Origin of the sequence: Pseudomonas sp. B23(2017) (assembly GCF_002113725.1) — a bacterium.
GTDB classification, from domain to species: domain Bacteria; phylum Pseudomonadota; class Gammaproteobacteria; order Pseudomonadales; family Pseudomonadaceae; genus Aquipseudomonas; species Aquipseudomonas putida_Z.
Genome location: NZ_NEJM01000002.1, coordinates 446,268 through 471,950, shown reverse-complemented (window position 1 = coordinate 471,950; position 25,683 = coordinate 446,268). Strand labels below are relative to the sequence as shown.

Here is a 25,683-nt window from a genome sequence, read left to right as displayed (position 1 = left end):
GCGATGTTACGGAATTTGTCTGGCAGCGGCCACCGTTCAGCGCACCCGCTCCCGGCTTTGCACGGCCAGGTCCAGAGCGCGCTGCATGTCCAGGCGCGCCGAACGCCCAAGGTCGGGGTGGTTCAGTTGGCCGCCACGCTCAGACGGCAGGATCGGCGCCGTCAGGTCCTCGGCGTCCATCGCTTCGAAATCCTGCTCGGCGCCCAAGGTCAAGGCGCTGCGCCGCAACAGCATGCGCACCTGTTCGGGGGTCAGCGCCGGGTTGATCGACAGCATCGTCGCCACGGTTGCGGTCACCAGCGGTGTTGCGTACGACGTGCCACAATGCGCAGCGCCCGCACCCGGGCGAATGCAGGCCGCCGCACTGACATCCACGCGCATGTCGATGTTGGAGCTATGGCGCTTGCGCACATGGCCAGGGTGTTCGACCGCCACTGACTTGTCACTGCGCTGGTGCCCGCCCACCACCAGCAATTGTTCGGTAATGAACGACGATGGCAGGCGATATTCATCGGTACCCGACCAGGACGCACCATTACCCGCCGAGTTGACCACCACCACATCAGGGTGCTCGGCGCGCAGCCACAGGAAGAACTCCTCGAGCAGTTCCTCATAGCCACTCATGGCCAGCCCGGAACGCACCAGCGAATCGACTTCGTCACCTTTGACATCGCGCGCCCCTACCCGATGGATGCCCCAGCTCCAGTTCAACACCCGCACCCCATCCTCGACCAGGTTCACCGATGCAGCGATGTTGGCGGTGATACCGGCATCCGAGTTGCGCTCGACAATCACCTCGAAGCCAGGACTGTGCTTGCCCAGCCTTGGCAGAAAGCCTTCATCCTGGTTCGCCAGGATACCGGCCACATGGCTGCCGTGACTGCCTGGGCGATCACCGTCGCGCGCATACAGGCATGTCTGCGCCTGCTCGCAGCGCCCTCGATAATGGCTGAAGCCTGGCGCGTCGAAGTCCACCTCTCGCTCGATCACACCGACCCGCACCGGTTGCACCGGCAAGCTGGAAGCGGCAATTCGCCGCTGGTAGTAGTACAGCGCGTCCATGAAGCGGTTGGCGGCCCACTCATCCGCCTGATCGATGGCCAGGGCGTCACGCCCGCTGCCTTCCTCGCCACGCTCCGGGGCAGACTCCTCGACAATCACTGCATCCACGCTGACTTCACTGCCCATGCGCAGGATCATCGCGTCGCGCTGCACCAGGTCGCCCACCGGCAAGCGCAACTGGTAGACATTCAGCGGCGGTATGGCACCCACGACCTGGGCGCCGTACTTCCCGGCGATCCGTCGGGCTTCGCCGAGGCCATCATGTTTTTCCTCGATCAAAAGGCTTACCAGGTCCACGTAGGTGGTGAGGCCATCCATGTTCTTCGCCACTTCATCAGGCCCGGCGGCCACAACATGGCTGCGCTGACGGGTCAGCCAAACCGGGTTGCTGGTGCGCTCGCCGTCTTCCAGCCACAGCGGAGCACTGCGCAGGGCTTGTTTGGCCAATTTCAGCGTAAGCCGGTCACCTTGCCGCTCGAAATCGGCTGTCGGCAGCCGCACACCACCGAGCCAGACCGTCGGCAGCTGCGCCCCGAGCCCCTCGGCGCGCAGGCACCATTGCTGCTGGCCATCGCCAAACAGGTCGCCGCAACGCTGCAGCTGTTTGATGCGCAACGAATCAGCTGCAGCCTGGGCACCAAGGCTGCAAAGCCACAACAACAGGATCAGACCACGCTTCATGCCATCAGCCCCACTTACTCCCTGTGAATGCGACTGACGGGAAAGATCAAAGGTTCAGCTATGGCGGACAGCCGTCTCGCCCCAGGTGCTTTCGTAGCCACTTCCCCATTATCGACATGATCCAGACCCGGCAGGAAGTCAGTAAATTTGCCATCATGTCCATTCCACCTGCGGAGATCATGGACATGCCGCTACGCCCCCTATTCGCCGCCTTGCTGCTGGCCGCCAGCCTCACCGCCCAGGCCGCCACCGAGGTATTGCCGCTACAACACCGCAACAGCGCCGAGCTGCTACCTGCCGCGCAGGCATTCATCGGCAAGGATGGCACGGTCAGCGCCTTCGAAAACAAGCTGATCGTCAACGCCAGCCCCGAGCGCATCGACGACCTGCGCACCCTGCTGCAACAGCTGGACACCGCACCCAAGCGCCTGCTGATCAGCGTCGACAACAACGACAGCAACTTCCAGGACAACCGTGGCAACGCACGTGTCATTCACTACGGCACCAGCAACCGTGATGGCGGCATGCAGCAGATTCAGGCCAGCGAAGGCCAGCCGGCGCTGATCCAGGTCGGCCAGAGCATCCCGATCACCAGCACCAGCACCGACGGCTACGGGCGCATCCAGAGCAATACCGAATACCGCAACGTGACCCAGGGTTTCTACGTCACCCCCAGCTTGAGCGGCGATACGGTTCGTCTGCAAATAAGCACCAATAATGACCGCATCAGCCAGGAACGTGCTGATGTAGTGAAAGTGCAAAGCACCGACACGACAATCACCGGCAAGCTAGGAGAATGGATTACCCTGGCCGGCTACAACCAGCAGAGCCAAGCCGACCGTAGCGCTTCAAGCCACAGTTACAGCACCCAACGGGGTGAAAACATGACTTTGCGTGTCAAAGTCGACCTTCTCGACTGATCCCAGGCAATTCAAGGCCTCGACCAAAGGCCTTGAAACTGACTGCCAAGTCGCATTAGACCAAAGATGTAGTAAGTGAAAAAAACCACTACAAAACATTTGACAGGGTCTTTTTCCCAAGGGCATGATGGCCTCGCTCCCGCTAATCAGGGGCCCTGGCAAGGGCCTTCGAGGCGCACTCCTCCCACCCCTGGAGGCGTCTCGTGTCTATACGGCCCACAAGGCGGTTCGACGGGATTGCGACTGCAACGAAGAAGTTGTCCCGAGGGACGGAAGCGCATCACCGCAGTACTGGCAATCGCGTAGCACAGCAGCAAGGCAACCACGAGCCAACCTGCCGGAGCACCCTTTCGCCTGGCCTGCACACCCTTCCCCTTCGAGCCTTCGCGTTCGCCGCCGCACTCCTGCGAACAGGACAGCCGCCAGCTCCTGATCTGCTCCGAGCATCAGCACAATTACCCCAAGATCGATGCGACGAGGTTTATTTCCATGGCACTGACACGCGAACAGCAAATTGCAGCCCTCGAGAAAGACTGGGCCGAGAACCCGCGCTGGAAAGGCGTGACCCGTACCTACACCGCCGCTGATGTCGTTCGCCTGCGTGGCTCCCTGCAGCCGGAGCACACCCTGGCCCGCCTGGGTGCAGAAAAACTGTGGAAGCTGGTCACCGAAGGTGCCCACCCGTCCTTCCGCCCAGAAAAAGATTTCGTCAACTGCATGGGCGCCCTGACCGGCGGCCAGGCAGTGCAGCAGGTCAAGGCCGGCATCCAGGCCATCTACCTGTCCGGCTGGCAGGTTGCCGCCGACAACAACTCCGCCGAGTCCATGTACCCTGACCAGTCGCTGTACCCGGTCGACTCGGTACCGACCGTGGTCAAGCGCATCAACAACGCCTTCCGCCGCGCCGACCAGATCCAGTGGAAAGCTGGCAAGAACCCAGGCGACGATGGCTACATCGACTACTTCGCACCGATCGTGGCCGACGCCGAAGCCGGTTTCGGCGGCGTACTGAACGCCTACGAGCTGATGAAGAACATGATCGAAGCAGGCGCCGCCGGCGTGCACTTCGAAGACCAGCTGGCCTCGGTGAAAAAATGCGGCCACATGGGTGGCAAGGTACTGGTACCGACCCAGGAAGCCGTGCAAAAGCTGGTGGCCGCGCGCCTGGCAGCTGACGTATCGGGCGTGCCGACCATCATCCTGGCCCGTACCGACGCCAACGCCGCCGACCTGCTGACCAGCGACTGCGACCCATACGACCAGCCGTTCGTGATTGGCGAGCGCACCCGTGAAGGCTTCTACAAGGTACGCGCCGGCCTCGACCAAGCCATCGCCCGCGGCCTGGCCTACGCACCGTACGCCGACCTGATCTGGTGTGAAACCGCCAAGCCGGACCTGGACGAAGCCCGCCGCTTCGCCGAAGCGATCAAGAAGGAGTACCCGGACCAGATCCTGTCGTACAACTGCTCGCCTTCCTTCAACTGGAAGAAGAACCTGGACGACGCGACCATCGCCAAGTTCCAGCGCGAGCTGTCGGCCATGGGCTACAAGCACCAGTTCATCACCCTGGCCGGCATCCACAACATGTGGCACGGCATGTTCAACCTGGCGCACGACTACGCCCGCAACGACATGACCGCCTACGTGAAGCTGCAGGAGCAGGAATTCGCTGACGCCAACAAAGGCTACACCTTCGTGGCGCACCAGCAGGAAGTGGGCACTGGCTACTTCGACGACATGACCACCGTGATTCAGGGTGGCGCATCGTCGGTGACTGCACTGACCGGTTCGACCGAGGAAGAGCAATTCCACTGATAGTGGGTTGCTGTTGAAGAAAGGCCCGAGGCTTGTTCAAGCCCCGGGCCTTTCTTTTTGGTCTGTACCCAGAAATACACGGACCCTGTAGGAGCGAAGCCCTGCACTACCTCAGTGCTTCATGCCCAGTTCCGCATCATCCATCAGGCCGGTGATGGTCAGTTCGCGCACCTAACCCATCAATACCGAGGACTGCTCGCGGGCGTCTCGACAGGGAATGCCTGGCTCGATGCGGAACAGTGGGTGGGTGCCGTTTTCGCCTTGGTAGAACGTGGTCTTGCCGACAGTGAATTGGGTGTCTCCTGTGGTCATTTTTGAATCCCCTGAAAATTCTCGACTGCCTGGACGGGCCCTTTCGCGGGTAAACCCGCTCCCACAGGGACTGTGCAAGCCTTGAAGACTGTGGTGATCCTGTGGGAGCGGGTTCACCCGCGAAGAGGCCCGCCCAGACAACACATCACTCAAGCCTCAGTGCAAAGTCCGAGGCTCAGCAGGCATCTGCACCTGGATCAATGCCGACTCAAGCAAAGCCCGCAGCGCCTCAAGCTCATGCATCGAGGTCATCATCAGGATCGACGCCGGGGATTTGGGCTGCAGCAGCAAGGCCTGATGCACCACGGTCGCCGCGCACAGTGCGTAGTCGGTGGCCTGGATCAGGGTATCTTCGAAATCCGACATCTCAGGTGTTCTGCGCCCGGTTGCGTCAGGGCGGCGAGGTGCCTGCCTTGGTTTTTGCGGTGTTGCATAGATCGAGCGCCGCCCGCGCGGCGCTCGGTCTCACAGGCGCCACATTCCTTTCATCAAGCCCATGGCAGCCCCAACACAATCCAAAGGCATCACCGGCAAAACCCACGATCAGGTCTATGCTTGAGGCAGCACAGCCGCAAGGACCGCCCATGCTTCGTCCAAGCCACCTGATGATTCTCGCCCTGGTCGCCGCCGCCCTCTATATATATGCACTGGCCAGCGACAACACCCTGCTCGCCCTGCTGGCGAAACCGATCCCGGTACTGGCCCTGATCGCCTGGCTGCGCAGCGCTCCCGCCACACCTTATCGCCGCTGGATAACCCTCGGCCTGGCATTCTCGGTACTCGGCGACATCCTGCTGGCCATCCCAGCCGACCTGTTCGTGTTCGGCCTGGCCGCCTTCCTCTGCGCCCACCTGGCCTACCTGCGCGCCTATTGCAGCCAGACCCTGCGCCCAGCCCTGCCCGCACTGCTGCTGAGCGCCATCACCGGCATCACTTTGCTCGGCGTGCTGGCCAGCCACGGCCTCGGCCCGCTACTGATCCCGGTCGTGCTCTATGCCTTGGCCATCAGCGCCATGCTCTGGCGCGCCCTGGCCTGTGGCGGGCTCGCCGCGCTCGGCGCCTGCCTGTTCGTGCTCTCCGACAGCCTGATCGGTATCGACCGCTTCGTCAGCCCGTTCGCCGCCGCGCCGTACCTGATCATCCTCACCTACTGGCTCGGCCAGTGGGCGATCGCTTCATCAGCCAGTCATCGCTCAATCGATAAAGTATTGACCCAGAGCGGGGCAAGCGGCGTCGGAAGCTGCTAGAACAGGCGTTTTTCGCATTTGCAAGTAGGGGGAATCGCCAGATGAACTTTACAAGACGCAGAACAGGGAAATTATCAGGCATCAGGTCAAATGATATCAATTATCATTACGAAACTTGCAATTCGTTACCCGTCGCAAGAAACATAATTAACAAAACCGCACGCAATGCCCGAATCTCAAGGCTTTCAGCCAGTTACAAGCGGCTTTTGTACTTAATCCTACGAATAAATTTGCGACAGAAATTTTACTTGCACGGGGTTTACCCATAAAATCAGCGCGATTGATTCAGCTGCGACATTTGGTCACTGCATGTGCGACACCAAGTCGCCGCTCTACACTTATTTCAGACTGCAGAGCTGGGTCTCTGTATAAGGATCTCTAGCATGTCCGATTCGGCAGGACTCATCGCCCACAACTGGGGCTTTGCCATCTTCCTCCTGGGTGTCGTCGGCCTGTGCGCCTTCATGCTCGGCCTGTCCAGCCTGCTCGGTAGCAAGGCCTGGGGCCGCGCCAAGAACGAACCCTTCGAATCCGGCATGCTGCCCGTCGGCAGCGCCCGCCTGCGCCTGTCCGCCAAATTCTATCTGGTCGCGATGCTGTTCGTGATCTTCGATATCGAAGCCCTCTTTCTCTTTGCATGGTCTGTGTCCGTCCGCGAAAGCGGCTGGACCGGATTCGTCGAAGCACTCGTTTTCATAGCAATTCTGTTGGCTGGTCTTGTCTACCTATGGCGCGTCGGGGCACTTGATTGGGCTCCCGAAGGTCGCCGCAAGCGGCAAGCGAAGCTGAAACAATGAGGCTTTGGCATGCAATACAATCTCACCAGAATCGATCCGGATGCGCCCAACGAGCAGTACCCGGTCGGTGAACGGGAAACCGTCACCGATCAACTGCTGGAGGACCAGGTCCACAAGAACATCTTCATGGGCAAGCTTGAAGATGTGCTGCGTGGCGCGGTCAACTGGGGTCGCAAGAACTCCCTCTGGCCGTACAACTTCGGCCTGTCCTGCTGCTACGTGGAAATGACCACGGCCTTCACGGCACCCCACGACATCGCCCGCTTCGGCGCCGAAGTCATCCGGGCATCGCCGCGTCAGGCCGATTTCATGGTCATCGCCGGTACCTGCTTCGTGAAGATGGCGCCGATCATCCAGCGCCTGTACGAGCAGATGCTCGAGCCGAAATGGGTCATCTCCATGGGTTCGTGCGCCAACTCCGGCGGCATGTACGACATCTACTCGGTCGTTCAGGGGGTCGACAAGTTCCTCCCCGTGGACGTCTATGTGCCTGGCTGCCCGCCACGCCCTGAGGCTTTCCTGCAAGGCTTGATGCTGCTGCAGGAGTCGATCGGCCAAGAACGACGCCCGCTTTCCTGGGTTGTTGGTGATCAAGGTATTTACCGTGCCGAGATGCCAGCCCAGAAAGACCTGCGTCGTGAGCAGCGCATTGCAGTAACCAACCTGCGCAGCCCCGACGAAGTCTGATCCAGCGACCTGCCGCCCGCTCCCCTGGAGCCGGCGGCCTGGCTTCATTCTTAACGTTGACCCAAAGCGACCGAGACCATGACAGCGGACAACGCTATTTTCATTCCGCCCTACAAGGCTGACGACCAGGATGTGGTCGTCGAACTGCACAACCGTTTTGGCGCCGAAGCATTCGTCGCCCAGGAAACCCGCACCGGCATGCCCGTGCTGTGGGTCAAGCGCGAGCAGCTCAAGGAAGTGCTCAGCTTCCTGCGCGGCGTGGCCAAACCGTACAGCATGCTGTACGACCTGCACGGCGTCGACGAGCGCCTGCGCACCCAGCGCCGCGGCCTGCCAGCTGCCGACTTCAGCGTGTTCTACCACCTGCTGTCGATCGAGCGTAACAGCGATGTGATGATCAAGGTGTCGCTCAGCGAAGGCGACCTGAACCTGCCGACCGTGACCGGTATCTGGCCGAACGCCAACTGGTACGAGCGCGAAGTCTGGGACATGTTCGGCATCGACTTTGCCGGCCACCCGCACCTCAGCCGCATCATGATGCCGCCCACCTGGGAAGGCCACCCGCTGCGCAAGGACTACCCGGCCCGCGCCACCGAGTTCGATCCCTACAGCCTGACCCTGGCCAAGCAGCAGCTTGAAGAGGAATCGGCACGCTTCAACCCGGAAGCCTGGGGCATGAAGCGCCAGGGCGCCAACGAGGACTACATGTTCCTCAACCTCGGCCCCAACCACCCTTCCGCGCACGGTGCGTTCCGTATCGTCCTGCAGCTGGACGGTGAAGAGATCGTCGACTGCGTACCGGACATCGGCTACCACCACCGTGGCGCCGAGAAAATGGCCGAGCGCCAGTCCTGGCACAGCTTCATCCCCTACACCGACCGTATCGACTACCTCGGCGGGGTAATGAACAACCTGCCGTACGTGCTCGCGGTCGAGAAGCTGGCCGGCATCAAGGTGCCACAGAAGGTCGACACCATCCGCGTGATGCTGGCCGAGTTCTTCCGTATCACCAGCCACCTGCTGTTCCTGGGTACCTACATCCAGGACGTCGGCGCCATGACCCCGGTGTTCTTCACCTTCACCGACCGTCAGCGCGCGTACACCGTGATCGAAGCGATCACCGGTTTCCGCCTGCACCCGGCCTGGTACCGCATCGGTGGCGTCGCCCACGACCTGCCGCGTGGCTGGGACAAGCTGGTCAAGGACTTCGTCGAATGGCTGCCCAAGCGCCTCGACGAGTACGAAAAGGCTGCCCTGCAGAACAGCATCCTCAAGGGCCGTACCATCGGCGTTGCCGCGTACAACACCAAGGAAGCCCTGGCCTGGGGTACCACCGGTGCCGGCCTGCGTGCCACCGGTTGCGACTTCGACCTGCGTAAAGCCCGCCCCTACTCCGGCTACGAGAACTTCGAGTTCGAAGTACCGCTGGCCCACAACGGCGATGCCTACGATCGCTGCATGGTCCGTGTCGAGGAGATGCGCCAGAGTATCCGCATCATCGACCAGTGCCTGCGCAACATGCCGGAAGGCCCGTACAAGGCGGATCACCCGCTGACCACGCCGCCGCCGAAAGAGCGCACCCTGCAGCACATCGAAACCCTGATCACGCACTTCCTGCAAGTCTCGTGGGGCCCGGTCATGCCGGCCAACGAGTCGTTCCAGATGATCGAGGCGACCAAGGGCATCAACAGTTACTACCTGACGAGCGATGGCGGCACCATGAGCTACCGCACCCGGATCCGTACCCCGAGCTACCCGCACCTGCAGCAGATCCCTTCGGTGATCAAAGGCAGCATGGTCGCCGACCTCATTGCGTACCTGGGCAGTATCGACTTCGTTATGGCTGACGTGGACCGCTAAGCATGAACAGCACGCTTATCCAGACAGACCGTTTCGCCCTGAGCGAAACCGAGCGCTCGGCCATCGAGCACGAAATGCATCACTACGAGGACCCGCGCGCGGCGTCCATCGAAGCCCTGAAGATCGTCCAGAAGGAACGTGGCTGGGTGCCGGACGGCGCCATCCACGCCATCGGCGAAGTACTGGGCATCCCGGCCAGCGACGTCGAAGGTGTCGCCACCTTCTACAGCCAGATCTTCCGTCAGCCGGTCGGCCGCCACATCATCCGCGTGTGCGACAGCATGGTCTGCTACATCGGCGGCCATGAATCCGTGGTCAGCCAGATTCAAAGCGAACTGGGCATCGGCCTGGGCCAGACCACCGCCGACGGGCGCTTCACCCTACTGCCGGTGTGCTGCCTGGGCAACTGCGACAAGGCCCCGGCGCTGATGATCGACGACGACACCTTTGGTGACGTGCAGCCGGCTGGCGTTTCCAAACTGCTGGAGGGTTACGTATGACCATTACTTCCTTCGGCCCGGCCAACCGCATCGCGCGCACGGCCGAAACCCACCCGCTGACCTGGCGCCTGCGTGACGACGGCGAGCCGGTCTGGCTTGCCGAGTACGAATCGAAGAACGGCTACGCTGCCGCCCGCAAGGCGCTGGCGCAGATGTCGGCCGACGACATCGTGCAAAGCGTCAAGGACTCCGGCCTCAAGGGCCGCGGTGGTGCGGGCTTCCCCACTGGCGTGAAGTGGGGCCTGATGCCCAAAGACGAATCCATGAACATCCGCTACCTGCTGTGCAACGCGGACGAAATGGAGCCGAACACCTGGAAGGACCGCATGCTGATGGAGCAACAGCCCCATCTGCTGGTCGAGGGCATGCTGATCAGCGCCCGCGCCCTGAAGGCCTACCGTGGCTACATCTTCCTGCGTGGCGAATACACCACCGCAGCGAAAAACCTCAACCGCGCCATCGAGGAAGCCAAGGCCGCCGGCCTGCTGGGCAAGAACATCCTCGGCAGCGGTTTCGATTTCGAGCTGTTCGTGCACACCGGTGCCGGCCGCTACATCTGTGGTGAAGAAACCGCACTGATCAACTCGCTGGAAGGCCGCCGCGCCAACCCGCGCTCCAAGCCGCCCTTCCCTGCCGCCGTTGGCGTGTGGGGCAAGCCGACTTGCGTGAACAACGTCGAAACCCTGTGCAACGTCCCGGCCATCGTCGCCAACGGCAACGACTGGTACAAGTCGCTGGCCCGCGAAGGCAGCGAAGACCACGGCACCAAGCTGATGGGCTTCTCCGGCAAGGTGAAGAACCCGGGCCTGTGGGAACTGCCGTTCGGCGTCACCGCCCGCGAACTGTTCGAAGACTATGCCGGCGGCATGCGCGACGGCTTCAAGCTCAAGTGCTGGCAGCCAGGCGGCGCCGGTACCGGCTTCCTGCTGCCCGAGCACCTCGACGCGCAGATGTACGCCGGCGGCATCGCCAAGGTCGGCACCCGTATGGGTACCGGTCTGGCCATGGCGGTGGACGACAGCATCAACATGGTTTCGCTGCTGCGCAACATGGAAGAGTTCTTCGCCCGCGAGTCGTGCGGCTGGTGCACTCCATGCCGTGACGGCCTGCCGTGGAGCGTGAAGATGCTGCGCGCACTGGAAAAAGGCCAGGGCCGCGCCGAAGACATCGAGACGCTGCTGGGCCTGGTCAACTTCCTCGGCCCTGGCCGTACCTTCTGTGCTCACGCACCGGGTGCCGTCGAGCCGCTGGGCAGTGCCATCAAATACTTCCGCTCGGAATTCGAGGCAGGTGTCGCTCCAGCTGGTGCTGGCGATGCGCTGCGTCCGAACCTGGCGAAGCCGATCGTGGTCGGCGCATAACAAGATGATTGAGGCGGGTGGTCCGTGCCACTCGCCAGCTTGCCGGCAGGCCCGAGAAATCGTGGCGTGTCGCAAGCTCACCGATTTCCATTAGCCACGCCCGCTCACGCGGGCCAACGAAGAACTTTGAACAATGGCCACTATCCACGTAGACGGCAAAGCGCTCGAAGTCAACGGTGCAGACAACCTGTTACAGGCCTGTCTGTCGCTCGGCCTCGACATCCCTTATTTCTGCTGGCACCCGGCGCTTGGCAGCGTTGGCGCCTGCCGGCAGTGCGCGGTCAAGCAGTACACCGACGAGAACGACACCCGCGGTCGTATCGTCATGTCCTGCATGACCCCTGCCTCCGACGGCACCTGGATCTCCATCGACGATGAAGAGTCCAAGGCATTCCGCGCCAGCGTCGTCGAATGGCTGATGACCAACCACCCGCACGACTGCCCGGTGTGCGAGGAAGGCGGTCACTGCCACCTGCAGGACATGACGGTAATGACCGGCCACAACGAGCGCCGCTACCGTTTCACCAAGCGTACCCACCAGAACCAGGACCTCGGCCCGTTCATCGCCCATGAGATGAACCGCTGCATCGCCTGCTACCGCTGCGTGCGCTACTACAAGGACTATGCCGGTGGTACCGACCTGGGCGTTTACGGCGCCCACGACAACGTGTACTTCGGCCGCGTCGAAGACGGCGTGCTGGAAAGCGAATTCTCCGGCAACCTGACCGAGGTCTGCCCGACCGGCGTGTTCACCGACAAGACCCACTCCGAGCGCTACAACCGCAAGTGGGACATGCAGTTTGCCCCGAGCATCTGCCACGGCTGCTCCAGCGGCTGCAACATCAGCCCGGGCGAGCGCTACGGCGAACTGCGTCGGGTGGAAAACCGCTTCAACGGTTCGGTCAACCAGTACTTCCTGTGCGACCGCGGCCGCTTCGGCTATGGCTACGTCAACCGCAAGGATCGCCCACGCCAGCCACACCTGGCCGACGGCACCAAGCTGGGCCTGGACGCCGCCCTGGACAAGGCCGCCGACCTGCTGCGCGGCCGTACCATCGTCGGTATCGGCTCGCCACGCGCCAGCCTGGAAAGCAACTACGGCCTGCGTGAGCTGGTCGGTGCCGAGTACTTCTACTCGGGCATGGAAGCCGGTGAACTGGCCCGCGTACGCCTGGCCCTGAACGTGCTGAACAACAGCCCGCTGCCGGTGCCGACCCTGCGCGACATCGAAGACCACGACGCCGTGTTCGTGCTCGGTGAAGACCTGACCCAGACCGCTGCCCGCGTCGCCCTGGCCGTGCGCCAGGCCACCAAGGGCAAGGCCGAGGCCATGGCCGAAGCGATGAAGGTGCAGCCGTGGCTCGACGCCGCCGTGAAGAACATCGGCCAGCACGCGCTGTACCCGCTGTTCATCGCTTCGCTGGCTGAAACCAAGCTGGACGACGTTGCCGAAGAATGCGTGCACGCCGCCCCGGCCGACCTGGCCCGCATCGGTTTCGCCGTGGCCCACGCCATCGACCCGAGCGCCCCTGCCGTAGAAGGCCTGGACGCCGAAGCGAAAGCCCTGGCCCAGCGCATCGCCGACGCCCTGGTCGCAGCCAAGCGCCCACTGGTCGTGGCCGGTACCTCGCTGGCCGACCCGGCGCTGATCGAAGCCGCCGCCAACATCGCCAAGGCGCTGAAGCTGCGCGAGAAGAACGGCTCGCTGAGCCTGGTGGTGCCTGAAGCCAACAGCCTCGGCCTGGCCATGCTCGGTGGCGAGTCGGTCGATGCCGCGCTGGACGCGGTCATCAGCGGCAAGGCCGACGCCATCGTCGTGCTGGAAAACGACCTGTACGCCCGCGTACCGGCCGCCAAGGTCGATGCAGCCCTGGCCGCGGCCAAGGTAGTGATCGTTGCCGACCACTCGAAAACCCCGACTGTCGACCGCGCCCACCTGGTGCTGCCGGCCGCCTCGTTCGCCGAAGGCGACGGTACCCTGGTCAGCCAGGAAGGCCGCGCCCAGCGCTTCTTCCAGGTCTTCGACCCGCAATACCTGGACAGCAGCATCCAGATCCACGAAGGCTGGCGCTGGATGCACGCCCTGCGTGCCACCCTGCTGAACAAGCCGGTCGACTGGACCCAGCTGGACCACGTCACCAGCGCCTGCGCCGAAGCCGCCCCGCAACTGGCCGGCATCGTCAACGCCGCGCCAAGCGCCGCGTTCCGCATCAAGGGCATGAAACTGGCCCGTGAGCCGCTGCGCTACTCCGGCCGTACCGCCATGCGCGCCAACATCAGCGTGCACGAACCGCGTACTCCGCAAGACAAGGACACCGCGTTCGCCTTCTCCATGGAAGGCTACTCGGGTTCGGCCGAACCGCGCCAGCAGGTGCCGTTCGCCTGGTCGCCGGGCTGGAACTCGCCGCAAGCCTGGAACAAGTTCCAGGACGAGGTCGGTGGCCACCTGCGTGCCGGTGACCCGGGCGTTCGCCTGATCGAATCGCAAGGCGACCGCCTGCACTGGTTCAACGCCATTCCGGGCGCCTTCAACCCGGCCCGTGGCACCTGGACTGCCGTGCCGTTCTTCCACCTGTTCGGCAGCGAAGAAAGCTCCTCGCGCGCCGCCCCGGTACAAGAGCGCATCCCGGCAGCCTACGTGGCCCTGGCCAAGTCCGAAGCCGACCGCCTGGGCGTCAACGACGGTGCCCTGCTGAGCCTGAACGTTGCCGGAGTGGCCCTGCGCCTGCCGCTGCGTATCAATGAAGAGCTGGGCGCTGGCCTGGTCGCGTTGCCGAAAGGCCTGGCCGGCATTCCGCCTGCCATCTTCGGTGCATCCGTCGAAGGTCTGCAGGAGGCAGCACAATGAGCTGGTTCACCCCCGAAGTGATCGATGTGATCCTGACCGTGCTGCGGGCCATCGTGGTCCTGCTGGCGGTGGTGGTCTGCGGCGCGCTGCTCAGCTTCGTCGAGCGCCGCCTGCTGGGCTGGTGGCAGGACCGTTACGGTCCGAACCGCGTCGGCCCGTTCGGCATGTTCCAGATCGCTGCCGACATGCTGAAGATGTTCTTCAAGGAAGACTGGAACCCGCCCTTCGTCGACCGCGTGATCTTCACCCTGGCACCGGTAGTGGCCATGAGCGCCCTGCTGATCGCCTTCGTGGTCATCCCGATCACCCCGACCTGGGGCGTCGCCGACCTGAACATCGGCCTGCTGTTCTTCTTCGCCATGGCCGGCCTGTCGGTCTACGCGGTGCTGTTCGCCGGCTGGTCGTCGAACAACAAGTACGCCCTGCTGGGCAGCTTGCGTGCCTCGGCACAGACCGTGTCGTACGAAGTGTTCCTGGGCCTGGCGTTGATGGGCGTGGTGGTGCAGGTGGGTTCGTTCAACATGCGCGACATCGTTGAATACCAGGCCCAGAACCTGTGGTTCATCATTCCGCAGTTCTTCGGCTTCTGCACCTTCTTCATCGCTGGCGTCGCCGTGACTCACCGTCACCCGTTCGACCAGCCAGAAGCGGAACAGGAACTGGCCGACGGCTACCACATCGAGTATGCCGGCATGAAATGGGGCATGTTCTTCGTCGGTGAGTACATCGGCATCATCCTCATCTCGGCGCTGCTGGTAACCCTGTTCTTCGGCGGCTGGCACGGCCCGTTCGGCATCCTGCCGCAACTGTCGTTCCTGTGGTTCGCGCTGAAGACCGCGTTCTTCATCATGCTGTTCATCCTGCTGCGCGCCTCGATCCCGCGCCCACGCTATGACCAGGTGATGGACTTCAGCTGGAAGTTCTGCCTGCCGCTGACCCTGATCAATTTGCTGGTGACCGCTGCGATCGTGCTCTACAACACACCAGCCGTCGCGGCCCAGTGAGGATTTGACCCATGTTCAAGTATATCGGCGACATCGTTAAGGGCACCGGCACCCAGCTGCGCAGCCTGGCAATGGTGTTCTCCCACGGGTTCCGCAAGCGCGACACCCTGCAATACCCCGAAGAGCCCGTGTACCTGCCGCCGCGCTACCGCGGCCGCATCGTCCTCACCCGCGACCCCGATGGCGAGGAGCGCTGCGTAGCGTGCAACCTCTGCGCGGTGGCCTGCCCGGTCGGCTGCATCTCGCTGCAGAAGGCCGAGACCGAGGACGGCCGCTGGTACCCGGAGTTCTTCCGCATCAACTTCTCGCGCTGCATCTTCTGCGGCCTGTGTGAAGAAGCGTGCCCGACCACCGCGATCCAGCTGACTCCGGATTTCGAAATGGCCGAGTTCAAGCGTCAGGACCTGGTGTACGAGAAAGAAGATCTGCTGATCTCCGGCCCCGGCAAGAACCCTGACTACAACTTCTACCGTGTTGCCGGCATGGCAATCGCTGGCAAGCCGAAGGGCTCTGCACAGAACGAAGCCGAGCCGATCAACGTGAAGAGCTTGCTCCCATAAGGACAGAAAGATGGAATTCGCTTTCTACTTCGCATCCGGGATCGCCGTGGTCTCCACCCTTCGGGTGGTGAGCGGCACCAACCCCGTGCACGCCTTGCTTTACCTGATCATTTCGCTGATTTCCGTGGCCATGATCTTCTTCGCCCTGGGTGCGCCGTTCGCCGGCGCCCTGGAAGTGATCGCCTACGCCGGCGCCATCATGGTGCTGTTCGTGTTCGTGGTGATGATGCTCAACCTCGGGCCGGCTTCGGTCGCCCAGGAACGGGGCTGGCTCAAGCCCGGTATCTGGGCCGGGCCGGTGATCCTCGCCGCCCTGCTGCTGCTGGAGCTGCTGTACGTGCTGTTCGTCACCCCGAGCGGCGCCGGCATCAGCGGTACCACCGTGGGCCCGAAAGAAGTCGGCATCAGCCTGTTCGGCCCCTACCTGCTGGTGGTCGAACTGGCTTCGATGCTGCTGCTGGCCGCGGCCGTCACCGCCTTCCACCTGGGCCGCAACGAGGCGAAGGAGTAAATCATGGGTGCTATCCCTCTCGAGCATGGTCTGGCAGTCGCCGGCATCCTGTTCTGCTTAGGTCTGGTTGGCCTGATGGTCCGCCGCAACATCCTCTTCGTGCTCATGAGCCTGGAAGTCATGATGAACGCCTCTGCCCTGGCGTTCGTCGTCGCCGGTGCCCGTTGGGTCCAGCCCGACGGCCAGGTGATGTTCATTCTGGTGATCAGCCTGGCAGCCGCCGAGGCCAGTATTGGCCTGGCCATCCTGCTGCAGCTGTATCGCCGCTTCCACACTCTCGACATCGATGCTGCCAGTGAGATGCGCGGATGAACCTTCTCTTCCTGACTTTCGTCTTCCCCCTCGTCGGCTTCCTGCTGCTGTCGTTCTCGCGCGGGCGGTTCTCGGAGAACCTGTCCGCCCTGATCGGCGTCGGCTCGGTAGGCCTTTCGGCCGCCACCGCCGCCTACGTCATCTGGCAATTCAACGTCGCCCCGCCTGAGGGCGGCGCGTACAGCCAGCTGCTGTGGCAGTGGATGTCGGTGGACGGCTTCGCGCCGAACTTCACCCTGTACCTGGACGGCCTGTCGGTCACCATGCTCGGCGTGGTCACCGGTGTCGGCTTCCTGATCCACCTGTTCGCCTCCTGGTACATGCGTGGCGAAGCCGGCTACTCGCGCTTCTTCGCGTACACCAACCTGTTCATCGCCAGCATGCTGTTCCTGGTGCTGGGCGACAACCTGCTGTTCATCTACTTCGGCTGGGAAGGCGTGGGCCTGTGCTCGTACCTGTTGATCGGTTTCTACTACAGCAACCGCAACAACGGTAACGCGGCACTCAAGGCATTCATCGTCACCCGTATCGGCGACGTGTTCATGGCCATCGGCCTGTTCATCCTGTTCGTCCAGCTGGGTACCCTGAACGTGCAGGAACTGCTGGTGCTGGCCCCGCAGAAGTTCCAGGCTGGCGACACCTGGATGGTGCTGGCAACCCTGATGCTGCTGGGTGGTGCGGTCGGTAAATCGGCCCAGCTGCCACTGCAGACCTGGCTGGCCGACGCGATGGCCGGCCCTACTCCGGTCTCCGCGCTGATCCACGCGGCAACCATGGTGACCGCGGGCGTGTACCTGATCGCCCGTACCAACGGCCTGTTCCTGCTGGCGCCGGACATCCTGCACCTGGTAGGCGTGGTCGGTGGCGTGACCCTGGTACTGGCCGGCTTCGCCGCGCTGGTACAGACCGACATCAAGCGTATCCTCGCCTACTCGACCATGAGCCAGATCGGCTACATGTTCCTGGCCCTGGGCGTTGGCGCCTGGGACGCGGCGATCTTCCACCTGATGACCCACGCCTTCTTCAAGGCCCTGCTGTTCCTTGCCTCCGGTGCGGTGATCGTTGCCTGCCACCACGAGCAGGACATCTTCAAGATGGGCGGCCTGTGGAAGAAACTGCCGCTGGCCTACGCCAGCTTCGTGGTCGGTGGCGCTGCCCTGGCTGCACTGCCGATCGTGACCGTGGGCTTCTACTCCAAGGACGAGATCCTCTGGGAAGCCTTCGCCAGCGGCAACACCGGCCTGCTGTACGCCGGCCTGGTCGGTGCGTTCATGACCTCGCTGTACACCTTCCGCCTGATCTTCATCGCCTTCCACGGCGAAGCCAAGACCGAAGCCCACGCTGGCCACGGCATCAGCCACTGGCTGCCACTGGGCGTGCTGATCGTGCTGTCGACCTTCGTCGGCGCCTGGATCACCCCGCCGCTGGCAGGCGTGCTGCCTGAAAGCGCCGGCCACGCCGGTGGCGAAGCCAAGCATGCGCTGGAGCTCACTTCGGGCGCCATCGCCATCGCCGGTATCCTGCTGTCGGCCCTGCTGTTCCTGGGCAAGCGCCGCTTCGTCAGCGCCGTCGCCAACAGCGGTATCGGTCGTGTCCTGTCGGCCTGGTGGTTCGCCGCCTGGGGCTTCGACTGGATCTACGACAAGCTGTTCGTCAAACCTTACCTGCTGATCAGCCACATCCTGCGCAAGGACCCGGTTGACCGCAGCATCGGCCTGATCCCTCGCCTGGCTCGCGGCGGCCACGTCGCCATGAGCAAGACCGAGACCGGCCAGCTGCGCTGGTACACCGCTTCGATCGCCGTTGGCGCAGTGCTGGTACTCGGCGCTGTGGTAGTGGCCGCGGTATGACCATGAATCTTGCGAACCTTGCGACCCTGCAAAAGGAAACGAACCCGTCATGATTTTGCCTTGGCTGATCCTGATCCCCTTCATCGGCGGCTTCCTGTGCTGGCTGGGTGAGCGCTTCGGCGCCACCCTGCCGCGCTGGATCGCGCTGCTGACCATGTCCCTGCTGCTCGGCATCGGCCTGTGGCTGTGGGGTAACGGCGACTACACCCTGGCCCCCGCTCCGGGCGCCGAGCCTGCCTGGGCCCTGGAATACAAAGTCCAGTGGATCCAGCGCTTCGGCATCAGCATCCACCTGGCCCTCGACGGCCTGTCGCTGCTGATGATCCTGCTCACCGGCCTGCTCGGTGTGCTGTCGGTACTGTGCTCCTGGAAAGAGATCCAGCGTCACGTCGGCTTCTTCCACCTCAACCTGATGTGGATCCTCGGCGGCGTGGTCGGTGTGTTCCTGGCCCTGGACCTGTTCCTGTTCTTCTTCTTCTGGGAAATGATGCTGGTGCCGATGTACTTCCTCATCGCGCTCTGGGGTCACAGCTCGTCGGACGGCAAGAAGACCCGGATCTACGCGGCGACCAAGTTCTTCATCTTCACCCAGGCCAGCGGCCTGATCATGCTGGTGGCGATCCTCGGCCTGGTGCTGGTCAACTACACCAACACCGGCGTGATCACCTTCAACTACAGCGACCTGCTCAAGGCCGAACTGCCAGCCGGTACCGAGTACCTGCTGATGCTGGGCTTCTTCATCGCCTTCGCGGTGAAGCTGCCGGTGGTGCCGTTCCACTCCTGGCTGCCTGACGCTCACGCCCAGGCACCGACCGCAGGCTCCGTGGACCTGGCCGGTATCTTGCTGAAGACTGCGGCCTACGGCCTGCTGCGCTTCGCCCTGCCGCTGTTCCCGAACGCTTCGGCCGAGTTTGCGCCAATCGCCATGACCCTGGGCCTGATCGGTATCTTCTACGGTGCCTTCCTGGCCTTCGCGCAAACCGACATCAAGCGCCTGGTCGCCTTCTCCAGCGTCTCGCACATGGGCTTCGTGCTGATCGGTATCTACTCCGGCAGCCAGCAGGCCCTGCAAGGCGCGGTGATCCAGATGCTGGCCCACGGCCTGTCCGCTGCCGCGCTGTTCATCCTGGCCGGCCAGCTGTACGAGCGTCTGCACACCCGTGACATGCGCCAGATGGGTGGCCTGTGGCACCGCATCGCCTACCTGCCAGCCATCAGCCTGTTCTTCGCCGCCGCCTCCCTGGGCCTGCCCGGTACCGGCAACTTCGTCGGCGAGTTCCTGATCCTGATCGGCAGCTTCGCCAGCGTGCCGTGGATCACCGTGATCGCCACCACTGGCCTGGTGTTCGGTTCGGTGTACTCGCTGATCATGATCCACCGCGCCTACTTCGGCCCGGCCAAGACCGACACCGTGCTGGCCGGCATGGACGGTCGCGAACTGATCATGGTCCTGGGTCTGGCGGTACTGCTGATCCTGCTGGGCGTGTATCCGCAGCCGTTCCTCGACACCTCTGCCGCCACCATGAGTGGTGTGCAGCAGTGGCTCGGTTCCGCTTTCACTCAACTCGCTTCGGCCCGGTAAGAGCGCTATGGAATTCACCACTCAACACTTCATCGCATTGGCGCCGATGCTGATCACCACCATCACCACGGTGGTGGTGATGCTGGCGATCGCCTGGAAGCGCAACCACTCGCAGACCTTCCTGCTGTCCACCGTGGGCCTCAACCTGGCCCTGCTGTCGATCCTGCCGGCGCTGAAGGTTGCGCCGCTGGCGGTCACCCCGCTGATCACCATCGACAAGTTCGCCTGCCTGTACATGGCGATCATCCTGGTGGCGACGCTGGCCTGCGTCACCCTCGCCCACGCCTACCTCGGCGAAGGCTCCAAGGGCTTCCCGGGCAACCGTGAAGAACTTTACCTGCTGCTGCTGATGTCGGCCCTCGGTGGCCTGGTGCTGGTCAGCGCCAACCACCTGGCCGGCCTGTTCATCGGCCTGGAGCTGCTTTCGGTACCGGTCTACGGCCTGGTGGCGTATGCCTTCTTCAACAAGCGCTCGCTGGAAGCCGGCATCAAGTACATGGTGCTGTCGGCCGCTGGCTCGGCCTTCCTGCTGTTCGGCATGGCCCTGCTGTACGCCGACGCCGGCAGCCTGAGCTTCGACCAGATCGGCAAGGCCCTGGCCGCCACCAGCATGCCAAGCCTGGTGGCCCAGCTGGGCCTGGGCATGATGCTGGTCGGCCTGGCCTTCAAGCTGTCGCTGGTACCGTTCCACCTGTGGACCCCGGACGTGTACGAAGGCGCCCCGGCACCAGTCGCTGCCTTCCTGGCCACCGCCAGCAAGGTTGCGGTGTTCGCCGTGGTCGTGCGCCTGTTCATGCTCTCCCCTGCTGCCAGCAGCGGCGTGCTGAGCACGGTACTGGCGGTGATTGCCGTGGCCTCGATCCTGATCGGTAACCTGCTGGCACTGACCCAGAGCAACCTCAAGCGCCTGCTCGGTTACTCGTCCATCGCCCACTTCGGTTACCTGGTCATCGCCCTGGTCGCCAGCAAGGGCCTGGCCCTGGAAGCCATGGGCGTGTACCTGGTCACCTACGTGATCACCAGCCTGGGCGCCTTCGGCGTCATCACCCTGATGTCCTCGCCTTACGGCGGCCGTGACGCCGATGCACTGTACGAGTACCGCGGCCTGTTCTGGCGCCGTCCGTATCTGACTGCGGTACTGACCGTGATGATGCTGTCGCTGGCGGGCATCCCGCTCACCGCCGGCTTCATCGGCAAGTTCTACATCATTGCCACTGGCGTCGAGTCGCACCTGTGGTGGCTGGTCGGTGCCCTGGTGATCGGTAGCGCCATCGGTGTCTACTACTACCTGCGCGTCATGGTCACCCTGTACCTGGTCGAGCCGAACCTGCGTCGCCACGACGCCCCGCTGAAGTGGGAACAGCGCACCGGCGGCGTCATGCTGCTGGCCATCGCCATTCTCGCCTTCGTGCTGGGTGTGTACCCGCAACCGCTGCTGGAAATGGTCCAGCAAGCCGGCCTGCAACTGATCGGCTGATCGCCCCGGCAAAACAAGACACCCCGCTCATGCGGGGTGTTTTTTTATCTGCGCGCTTTTTATCCGTGAGCATGAAGGCTCATTCACCAGAGTTGTCCTGGGCGGCCCCCGGCAGCGCTGCCTTGCGTAAATCACCATTGGCCGAAGGCAGGTACACTTCCGGATTGGGCATGCCGCTGGGCGAGAGTTCATGGGTCATTTCGAACTCGGCGCGCACCGACCAGCCACATGCCTCGTTGGTGCATTGCAAATAGGCGATCCGCAGGAAAATATGACGCCCTTCACTGGTGCGTATGCGCATCCGGCTGTGGCAATGCGGGCAAACCAGCTTGTATGTACTCACGGCAAGTACCTGCAAGCATTGTTCAGGCTTACCTTCTGTGAGAATAGTCGTCCGGTTTTATCAGTATTGGCTGCATATATAGGTGTATTCTTCAGTTTGATGCTTCTCATTGCAGGAACGCTCCTTAAAACGCAGGGCTGTATTCATAACGAGTAGTTTAAGCCCATGGAATATCATTAAACCAGTCATGGATATTTGTTATGAGTACCCACGTACTTGCTTCGGTGCTGACCCGGCTGAAGCTTCTGACCGCTACGGAATCTGACGCCGAGCTGTCCAGAGCGCTTTCGATCAGCCCGCAGACATTGAGCAGCTGGAAGGTGCGCGACAGCATTCCTTATTCACTTTGCATAGACATCGCCAGGCAATATGCATGCTCACTGGACTGGCTTCTGCTGGGTGAACCCGAACGACATCGCGCAGGCCTGGACGAAGACGGCTGGGAACACGACATGCTCGCGCGCCTGCGCACCTTGTCGCTTGCCGATCGCCAGGCCGTTCTCCTGCTGGTCCAGGACAAGCAACGCATCCAGCAGCTGGAACGGCAATTGAGCGCGCTGACCAGTCGCTTGCCCAATGCCGCCAGCGGCTAGCCCCGGCGGCGCCAGCGCTGGATGAGTTCGCGCGGGTCCAGGGTATCCAGCCAGACCATCACCTTGAGGCTGATGGGGATCACCACCACGGCTGCCACGAACGCCGCCATGCCACGGCTCAGCAGGGGCACCAGTGACGAGACCAGTGGCTCGAACAGGTGGCCCACCCCCACGGTCACGAACACCAGCAACAGTTTCTTGCCCAGTGTCAGGCGCCTGGCCTTGTTGGTGATCAACCGGTCGCGCGCCGCGCTCACCAACAAAGCCCCCAGCAGCGCGGCAAACAGGACATTGCCATCCACGCCCAGCAACTCCACCAGCGCCGGGGCCAGGCTGTCGAAAACAGATTCTTCAGTCATGGGCAGCCCCTCGGTGCGCAGTGGCCAGGTAGGCGGACGAGCCCAGGCTATGCATGACCGCGGCTTCGACAAAGCGGATGTAGCACACCCGCAATGCACGCCCCTGGTCATGCCCGGCCACATCCTCGAGGCGCTTGTAGCCCCGTTCTCGCAACACCGCGCGCCAGCGCGCGAACTCGCGTGCCGCGTCGATGGCCGCGCAGCGTGCGGCCACTTCCAGCGCAGCCTCACTGACAGGCCGCTGCAGCTTCAGGCGCTCACGCAACCTGCCCAGGTCCACCCGTGGCCAGAACGGGTCATGGCAGTCGGCAAAACGCGGTAACCGAGGATCGTTGCCCATGCTTCACCCCCTCACTGCTCGGCCAGCATGCCGTAGCGAATGGCCTTGATCACCGCAGCCACCCGCGTGGGCACATCGAACTTGCGCAGGATGTTCGACACATGGAAGTTCACCGTCGATTCCTTGCATTCCAGGATCCGGCCAATCTCCCACGAGCTCTTGCCGTAGGCACACCACAAAAGCACTTGCCGTTCACGTGGCGTCAGGCGAACCGGGGCGTCCGCCAAGGGTTGCTGCGAGTTTCGTGCGTTGTCAGTCATGTTTGAACTCCACGGGTGATTGAGCGAGGCATCGCTGCCGGTCTGCAATCACCTTACGAAGCGCGGGTCGCCCTGCTCCATCGCTACGGCTTGTAAAGAACTTTCGTACAAAACCGTCTGACGAAGGTTGCGCGATATTTGTCGACTTTCCTCGTGCTCCAAGCGGCATTTCGCTCGTCTCAACGCCGTTGTCCATTCGCCTTTCGCCTGGAGTCGTACAATGCGTTGCGTTTTGCCCCCACCATCCTGCCTCGGCCTGCTGGCTGCTTTCGCTGCCTCCCAGCCCGCCCTGGCGGCACCTTCGGTCGAGTTGGGCCAGGTGCTGATCACCGATGAGGAGCAGAACGACCTGACCGCCGCCAGCGAACGCCTGCACGAAGTGCCGGGCGCCAGCAACCTGGTGGACATGCAGCGTGTAGGGCAAGGCCGGGTTGCCAGCAACCAGGATGTACTTGCCTACCAGCCCGGGGTGTTCGCGCAATCGGCGGGCAACGATGGCATCAAGCTGTCGATCCGCGGTTCGGGCATCAACCGCGCACCGGGGGCCCACGGCTCCGGGGTGTACACGATGTTCGACGGCCTGCCCCTGACCGGCCCGGGCGGTACGCCCTACGAGCTGTTCGAACCGCTGTGGCTGAGCCGTGCCGAAGTGCTGCGCGGCGCCAACGGCTTCGACCACGGGTCCCTCGCCCTTGGCGGTGCGATCAACTACGTCACCCATACCGGCTACGACGCCGCGCCGCTGCAGGTGCGCTACGAAGTCGGCAGCCGCGGCTACCAGCACCGGCACATCAGCTCGGGGCAGGTGCTGGGCAACCTCGACTACTACGTGGCACTGACCGATTCGGAATATGACGGCTACCAGGCGCACAGCAGCGGCAGCGCCAAGGGCGTTGCCGCCAACGTCGGCTACCGCTTCAACCCGAACCTGGAAACCCGCTTCTACCTGCGCTATCGGGAAACCGAGAACGAGTTGGCCGGGCGCCTGACCAAGGAGCAGATCAAGCACCACCCCCGCGCCGCGAACCCAGCCTACCTGGCCCGCGACGACAGCCGCCCGCAACCGGGCAGTACCTGGGTGGGCAACAAGACCACCTTTTACCTCGACGACGATGCGCGCCTGGAAGCCGGCCTGGTCTACCACGACTACCCGATGGACCTGCGCGAAGGCCCGATGCGCCTGAAGGTGGCCTATACCGATGTGAGCGGCACCTTGAACTACTTCCGCCGCGACACGCTGTTCGGCCACGAGAGCAAGACCACCGTCGGCTGGCGCACCACCAAGCACCTGCCCAACAGCGGTGCTTCGCAGTTCACCCGCAATGGCGACGTGTTCGGTGAGCGCACCCGCGACTTCACCTACCAGGGCTCGGACACCGTGCTGCATGTGGGCAATGACCTGGAGCTGGTACCGAACCTGTGGCTGACCACTGGCCTGGCGATGATCTATACCCGCCGTGAAAGTGATGTCACTTACCACCCTGCCGGGGGCGGCAAAGTGAGCCAGCATGACTGGGACTATGCACCACGCCTGGGGCTGCGCTATGACATCAGCCCGGACCTGCAGGTGTACGGCAACCTGAGCCGCTCGGTCGAACCACCCCATCCCTGGGCCCTGATCTGGAGTGCGCCCACAGCCAACCAACCGATCGAAATGCAAAACCAGACGGCCACCACTCTGGAACTGGGCACACGCGGCGAATCGGCATTGGGGCATTGGGACCTGGCGTGGTACTACTCGCAGGTTCGCCATGAATTGCTGGCGGTGGAGATCGTGCAAGGCGCTCCGGCCAAGGAATTCAACGCCAGCGCCACCGTGCACCAAGGCGTGGAAGCCGGCCTCGACAGTACCCTGTGGGAACGTGTTGGTACTGGCAGGCTGAGCCTGCGCCAGGCCTATACCTTCAGTGACTTCCACTACCGCGATGACGACAAGTTCGGCGACAACCGCCTGCCGGGCATTCCGATGCACTACTACCAGGCCGAGCTGCGCTATGACTGGCCGAGCGGTTTCTACGCCGGGGTGAACACGCAGATGGCGTCGAAGGTGCAGGTGGACTACGCCAACAGCTACCACGCCGATGAATATGCCTTGCTCGGCGCACGCCTGGGCTGGGATTCACCGAAACAGGACTGGCAGACCTGGCTGGACCTGCGCAACCTGACCAACAAGCGCTATGCGGCGACGGTGACACCTGGCTACAACGATGCTGGAAAGGATGAGGCCCGTTCGACGCCGGGCGAAGGCTTTGGCGTGTATGCCGGGGTTTCCTACAGCTTCCGCTAATCCGCTGCGCACAGCTTTTTGTAGGAGCGGCCTTGTGTCGCGAAAGGGCTGCGCAGCAGCCCTGGCAATTTATGTTGCGAAGCTGAAATCCTGGGGCTGCTGCGCAGCCCTTTCG

General features: G+C 63.0%; 24 protein-coding genes and 1 pseudogene. 18 read left to right on the top strand and 7 right to left on the bottom strand.

The window, feature by feature from the left end:
* Window positions 1-36 precede the first annotated feature (36 nt).
* Window positions 37-1,743, bottom strand: a complete 1,707-nt coding sequence (locus CAG46_RS05455; protein WP_085614410.1) for a S8/S53 family peptidase — start codon at window positions 1,741-1,743, stop codon at window positions 37-39.
* Window positions 1,744-1,898: 155 nt separating this feature from the next.
* Here CAG46_RS05455 and CAG46_RS05450 point away from each other — a divergent pair, with 155 nt between their 5' ends.
* Together CAG46_RS05450 and aceA are read left to right on the top strand one after the other, a co-directional pair.
* A complete protein-coding gene (locus tag CAG46_RS05450; protein ID WP_178080678.1) occupies window positions 1,899-2,663 on the top strand; it encodes a secretin N-terminal domain-containing protein in 765 nt (254 codons plus the stop codon).
* Between the two features lie 489 nt (window positions 2,664-3,152).
* Window positions 3,153-4,478, top strand: coding sequence for an isocitrate lyase (gene aceA / locus CAG46_RS05445; protein ID WP_013973380.1), 1,326 nt, complete (start codon window positions 3,153-3,155; stop codon window positions 4,476-4,478).
* 174 nt (window positions 4,479-4,652) lie between these two features.
* On the opposite strand, the pseudogene CAG46_RS27770 reads toward aceA, so the two are convergent.
* Window positions 4,653-4,790: pseudogene (locus CAG46_RS27770) on the bottom strand (DUF3077 domain-containing protein); the annotation flags it as partial.
* 156 nt (window positions 4,791-4,946) lie between these two features.
* Window positions 4,947-5,156 carry a hypothetical protein gene (locus CAG46_RS05435; RefSeq protein ID WP_085614412.1) on the bottom strand — a complete coding sequence of 70 codons (210 nt, stop codon included), beginning with the start codon at window positions 5,154-5,156 and terminating at the stop codon, window positions 4,947-4,949.
* A 218-nt stretch (window positions 5,157-5,374) separates the two neighbouring features.
* Here CAG46_RS05435 and CAG46_RS05430 point away from each other — a divergent pair, with 218 nt between their 5' ends.
* The 14 genes from CAG46_RS05430 (at window position 5,375) to nuoN (ending at window position 21,386) form a co-directional block, all read left to right on the top strand.
* On the top strand, window positions 5,375-6,037 hold the full coding sequence (locus CAG46_RS05430; RefSeq protein ID WP_085614413.1) for a lysoplasmalogenase: 663 nt from the start codon (window positions 5,375-5,377) through the stop codon (window positions 6,035-6,037).
* Between the two features lie 383 nt (window positions 6,038-6,420).
* A complete protein-coding gene (locus tag CAG46_RS05425) occupies window positions 6,421-6,834 on the top strand; it encodes an NADH-quinone oxidoreductase subunit A (RefSeq protein ID WP_003251427.1) in 414 nt (137 codons plus the stop codon).
* 9 nt (window positions 6,835-6,843) lie between these two features.
* Window positions 6,844-7,521: an NADH-quinone oxidoreductase subunit B family protein gene (locus CAG46_RS05420; RefSeq protein WP_003251429.1), complete on the top strand. Its 678-nt coding sequence runs from the start codon at window positions 6,844-6,846 to the stop codon at window positions 7,519-7,521.
* 78 nt (window positions 7,522-7,599) lie between these two features.
* Window positions 7,600-9,381, top strand: coding sequence for an NADH-quinone oxidoreductase subunit C/D (nuoC, locus tag CAG46_RS05415; protein WP_013973384.1), 1,782 nt, complete (start codon window positions 7,600-7,602; stop codon window positions 9,379-9,381).
* Window positions 9,382-9,383: 2 nt separating this feature from the next.
* Window positions 9,384-9,881: an NADH-quinone oxidoreductase subunit NuoE gene (gene nuoE, locus CAG46_RS05410; RefSeq protein ID WP_003251433.1), complete on the top strand. Its 498-nt coding sequence runs from the start codon at window positions 9,384-9,386 to the stop codon at window positions 9,879-9,881.
* The gene (nuoF, locus tag CAG46_RS05405; RefSeq protein ID WP_025339923.1) at window positions 9,878-11,242 is read left to right on the top strand and encodes an NADH-quinone oxidoreductase subunit NuoF; all 1,365 of its coding nucleotides are present in this window, start codon (window positions 9,878-9,880) and stop codon (window positions 11,240-11,242) included. Before nuoE ends, nuoF begins: the two co-directional genes overlap by 4 nt.
* Before the next feature lie 133 nt (window positions 11,243-11,375).
* A complete protein-coding gene (gene nuoG, locus CAG46_RS05400) occupies window positions 11,376-14,090 on the top strand; it encodes an NADH-quinone oxidoreductase subunit NuoG (protein ID WP_075045810.1) in 2,715 nt (904 codons plus the stop codon).
* Window positions 14,087-15,094: an NADH-quinone oxidoreductase subunit NuoH gene (nuoH, locus tag CAG46_RS05395; RefSeq protein WP_003251440.1), complete on the top strand. Its 1,008-nt coding sequence runs from the start codon at window positions 14,087-14,089 to the stop codon at window positions 15,092-15,094. The genes nuoG and nuoH overlap by 4 nt, the downstream gene beginning before the upstream one ends.
* Window positions 15,095-15,105: 11 nt before the next feature.
* Window positions 15,106-15,654, top strand: coding sequence for an NADH-quinone oxidoreductase subunit NuoI (gene nuoI, locus CAG46_RS05390; RefSeq protein WP_003251442.1), 549 nt, complete (start codon window positions 15,106-15,108; stop codon window positions 15,652-15,654).
* A gap of 10 nt (window positions 15,655-15,664) precedes the next feature.
* Window positions 15,665-16,165: an NADH-quinone oxidoreductase subunit J gene (nuoJ, locus tag CAG46_RS05385; RefSeq protein ID WP_085614414.1), complete on the top strand. Its 501-nt coding sequence runs from the start codon at window positions 15,665-15,667 to the stop codon at window positions 16,163-16,165.
* Between the two features lie 3 nt (window positions 16,166-16,168).
* Window positions 16,169-16,477 carry an NADH-quinone oxidoreductase subunit NuoK gene (gene nuoK, locus CAG46_RS05380; RefSeq protein ID WP_003251446.1) on the top strand — a complete coding sequence of 103 codons (309 nt, stop codon included), beginning with the start codon at window positions 16,169-16,171 and terminating at the stop codon, window positions 16,475-16,477.
* A complete protein-coding gene (gene nuoL, locus CAG46_RS05375) occupies window positions 16,474-18,327 on the top strand; it encodes an NADH-quinone oxidoreductase subunit L (RefSeq protein ID WP_025339925.1) in 1,854 nt (617 codons plus the stop codon). The genes nuoK and nuoL overlap by 4 nt, the downstream gene beginning before the upstream one ends.
* Before the next feature lie 49 nt (window positions 18,328-18,376).
* Window positions 18,377-19,909, top strand: a complete 1,533-nt coding sequence (nuoM, locus tag CAG46_RS05370; RefSeq protein WP_015271056.1) for an NADH-quinone oxidoreductase subunit M — start codon at window positions 18,377-18,379, stop codon at window positions 19,907-19,909.
* A gap of 7 nt (window positions 19,910-19,916) precedes the next feature.
* A complete protein-coding gene (gene nuoN, locus CAG46_RS05365; protein ID WP_025339926.1) occupies window positions 19,917-21,386 on the top strand; it encodes an NADH-quinone oxidoreductase subunit NuoN in 1,470 nt (489 codons plus the stop codon).
* Between the two features lie 79 nt (window positions 21,387-21,465).
* Here nuoN and CAG46_RS05360 read toward each other — a convergent pair whose 3' ends face one another.
* Window positions 21,466-21,729 (bottom strand): ogr/Delta-like zinc finger family protein, encoded by a 264-nt coding sequence (locus CAG46_RS05360; protein ID WP_085614415.1) that lies wholly within the window; start codon window positions 21,727-21,729, stop codon window positions 21,466-21,468.
* 200 nt (window positions 21,730-21,929) lie between these two features.
* Here CAG46_RS05360 and CAG46_RS05355 point away from each other — a divergent pair, with 200 nt between their 5' ends.
* The gene (locus tag CAG46_RS05355) at window positions 21,930-22,322 is read left to right on the top strand and encodes a helix-turn-helix domain-containing protein (protein ID WP_085614416.1); all 393 of its coding nucleotides are present in this window, start codon (window positions 21,930-21,932) and stop codon (window positions 22,320-22,322) included.
* Here the strand turns inward: CAG46_RS05355 and CAG46_RS05350 are convergent.
* Genes CAG46_RS05350 through CAG46_RS05340 form a run of 3 tightly spaced genes read right to left on the bottom strand, consistent with a single transcriptional unit; the run spans window position 22,319 to window position 23,281 of the window.
* Window positions 22,319-22,681 (bottom strand): hypothetical protein, encoded by a 363-nt coding sequence (locus CAG46_RS05350; protein ID WP_075045812.1) that lies wholly within the window; start codon window positions 22,679-22,681, stop codon window positions 22,319-22,321. The genes CAG46_RS05355 and CAG46_RS05350 overlap by 4 nt on opposite strands.
* Entirely contained in the window at window positions 22,674-23,021 is a 348-nt protein-coding gene (locus tag CAG46_RS05345) for a head completion/stabilization protein (RefSeq protein ID WP_085614417.1), read from the bottom strand. Before CAG46_RS05345 ends, CAG46_RS05350 begins: the two co-directional genes overlap by 8 nt.
* An 11-nt stretch (window positions 23,022-23,032) precedes the next feature.
* Window positions 23,033-23,281, bottom strand: coding sequence for a helix-turn-helix domain-containing protein (locus tag CAG46_RS05340; RefSeq protein ID WP_085614418.1), 249 nt, complete (start codon window positions 23,279-23,281; stop codon window positions 23,033-23,035).
* A gap of 220 nt (window positions 23,282-23,501) precedes the next feature.
* Between CAG46_RS05340 and CAG46_RS05335 the strand changes: the two genes are divergently transcribed.
* Entirely contained in the window at window positions 23,502-25,568 is a 2,067-nt protein-coding gene (locus CAG46_RS05335; RefSeq protein ID WP_085614419.1) for a TonB-dependent receptor domain-containing protein, read from the top strand.
* The last annotated feature ends 115 nt before the right edge of the window (window positions 25,569-25,683 follow it).

Bases quoted from the DNA above. Each gene is read 5' to 3' on its own strand.
- CAG46_RS05455 (WP_085614410.1), bottom strand. From the start codon at position 1,743: ATGAAGCGTGGTCTGATCCTGTTGTTGTGGCTTTGCAGCCTTGGTGCC.
- CAG46_RS05450 (WP_178080678.1), top strand. From the start codon at position 1,899: ATGTCCATTCCACCTGCGGAGATCATGGACATGCCGCTACGCCCCCTA.
- aceA (WP_013973380.1), top strand. From the start codon at position 3,153: ATGGCACTGACACGCGAACAGCAAATTGCAGCCCTCGAGAAAGACTGG.
- CAG46_RS05435 (WP_085614412.1), bottom strand. From the start codon at position 5,156: ATGTCGGATTTCGAAGATACCCTGATCCAGGCCACCGACTACGCACTG.
- CAG46_RS05430 (WP_085614413.1), top strand. From the start codon at position 5,375: ATGCTTCGTCCAAGCCACCTGATGATTCTCGCCCTGGTCGCCGCCGCC.
- CAG46_RS05425 (WP_003251427.1), top strand. From the start codon at position 6,421: ATGTCCGATTCGGCAGGACTCATCGCCCACAACTGGGGCTTTGCCATC.
- CAG46_RS05420 (WP_003251429.1), top strand. From the start codon at position 6,844: ATGCAATACAATCTCACCAGAATCGATCCGGATGCGCCCAACGAGCAG.
- nuoC (WP_013973384.1), top strand. From the start codon at position 7,600: ATGACAGCGGACAACGCTATTTTCATTCCGCCCTACAAGGCTGACGAC.
- nuoE (WP_003251433.1), top strand. From the start codon at position 9,384: ATGAACAGCACGCTTATCCAGACAGACCGTTTCGCCCTGAGCGAAACC.
- nuoF (WP_025339923.1), top strand. From the start codon at position 9,878: ATGACCATTACTTCCTTCGGCCCGGCCAACCGCATCGCGCGCACGGCC.
- nuoG (WP_075045810.1), top strand. From the start codon at position 11,376: ATGGCCACTATCCACGTAGACGGCAAAGCGCTCGAAGTCAACGGTGCA.
- nuoH (WP_003251440.1), top strand. From the start codon at position 14,087: ATGAGCTGGTTCACCCCCGAAGTGATCGATGTGATCCTGACCGTGCTG.
- nuoI (WP_003251442.1), top strand. From the start codon at position 15,106: ATGTTCAAGTATATCGGCGACATCGTTAAGGGCACCGGCACCCAGCTG.
- nuoJ (WP_085614414.1), top strand. From the start codon at position 15,665: ATGGAATTCGCTTTCTACTTCGCATCCGGGATCGCCGTGGTCTCCACC.
- nuoK (WP_003251446.1), top strand. From the start codon at position 16,169: ATGGGTGCTATCCCTCTCGAGCATGGTCTGGCAGTCGCCGGCATCCTG.
- nuoL (WP_025339925.1), top strand. From the start codon at position 16,474: ATGAACCTTCTCTTCCTGACTTTCGTCTTCCCCCTCGTCGGCTTCCTG.
- nuoM (WP_015271056.1), top strand. From the start codon at position 18,377: ATGATTTTGCCTTGGCTGATCCTGATCCCCTTCATCGGCGGCTTCCTG.
- nuoN (WP_025339926.1), top strand. From the start codon at position 19,917: ATGGAATTCACCACTCAACACTTCATCGCATTGGCGCCGATGCTGATC.
- CAG46_RS05355 (WP_085614416.1), top strand. From the start codon at position 21,930: ATGAGTACCCACGTACTTGCTTCGGTGCTGACCCGGCTGAAGCTTCTG.
- CAG46_RS05350 (WP_075045812.1), bottom strand. From the start codon at position 22,681: ATGACTGAAGAATCTGTTTTCGACAGCCTGGCCCCGGCGCTGGTGGAG.
- CAG46_RS05345 (WP_085614417.1), bottom strand. From the start codon at position 23,021: ATGGGCAACGATCCTCGGTTACCGCGTTTTGCCGACTGCCATGACCCG.
- CAG46_RS05340 (WP_085614418.1), bottom strand. From the start codon at position 23,281: ATGACTGACAACGCACGAAACTCGCAGCAACCCTTGGCGGACGCCCCG.
- CAG46_RS05335 (WP_085614419.1), top strand. From the start codon at position 23,502: ATGCGTTGCGTTTTGCCCCCACCATCCTGCCTCGGCCTGCTGGCTGCT.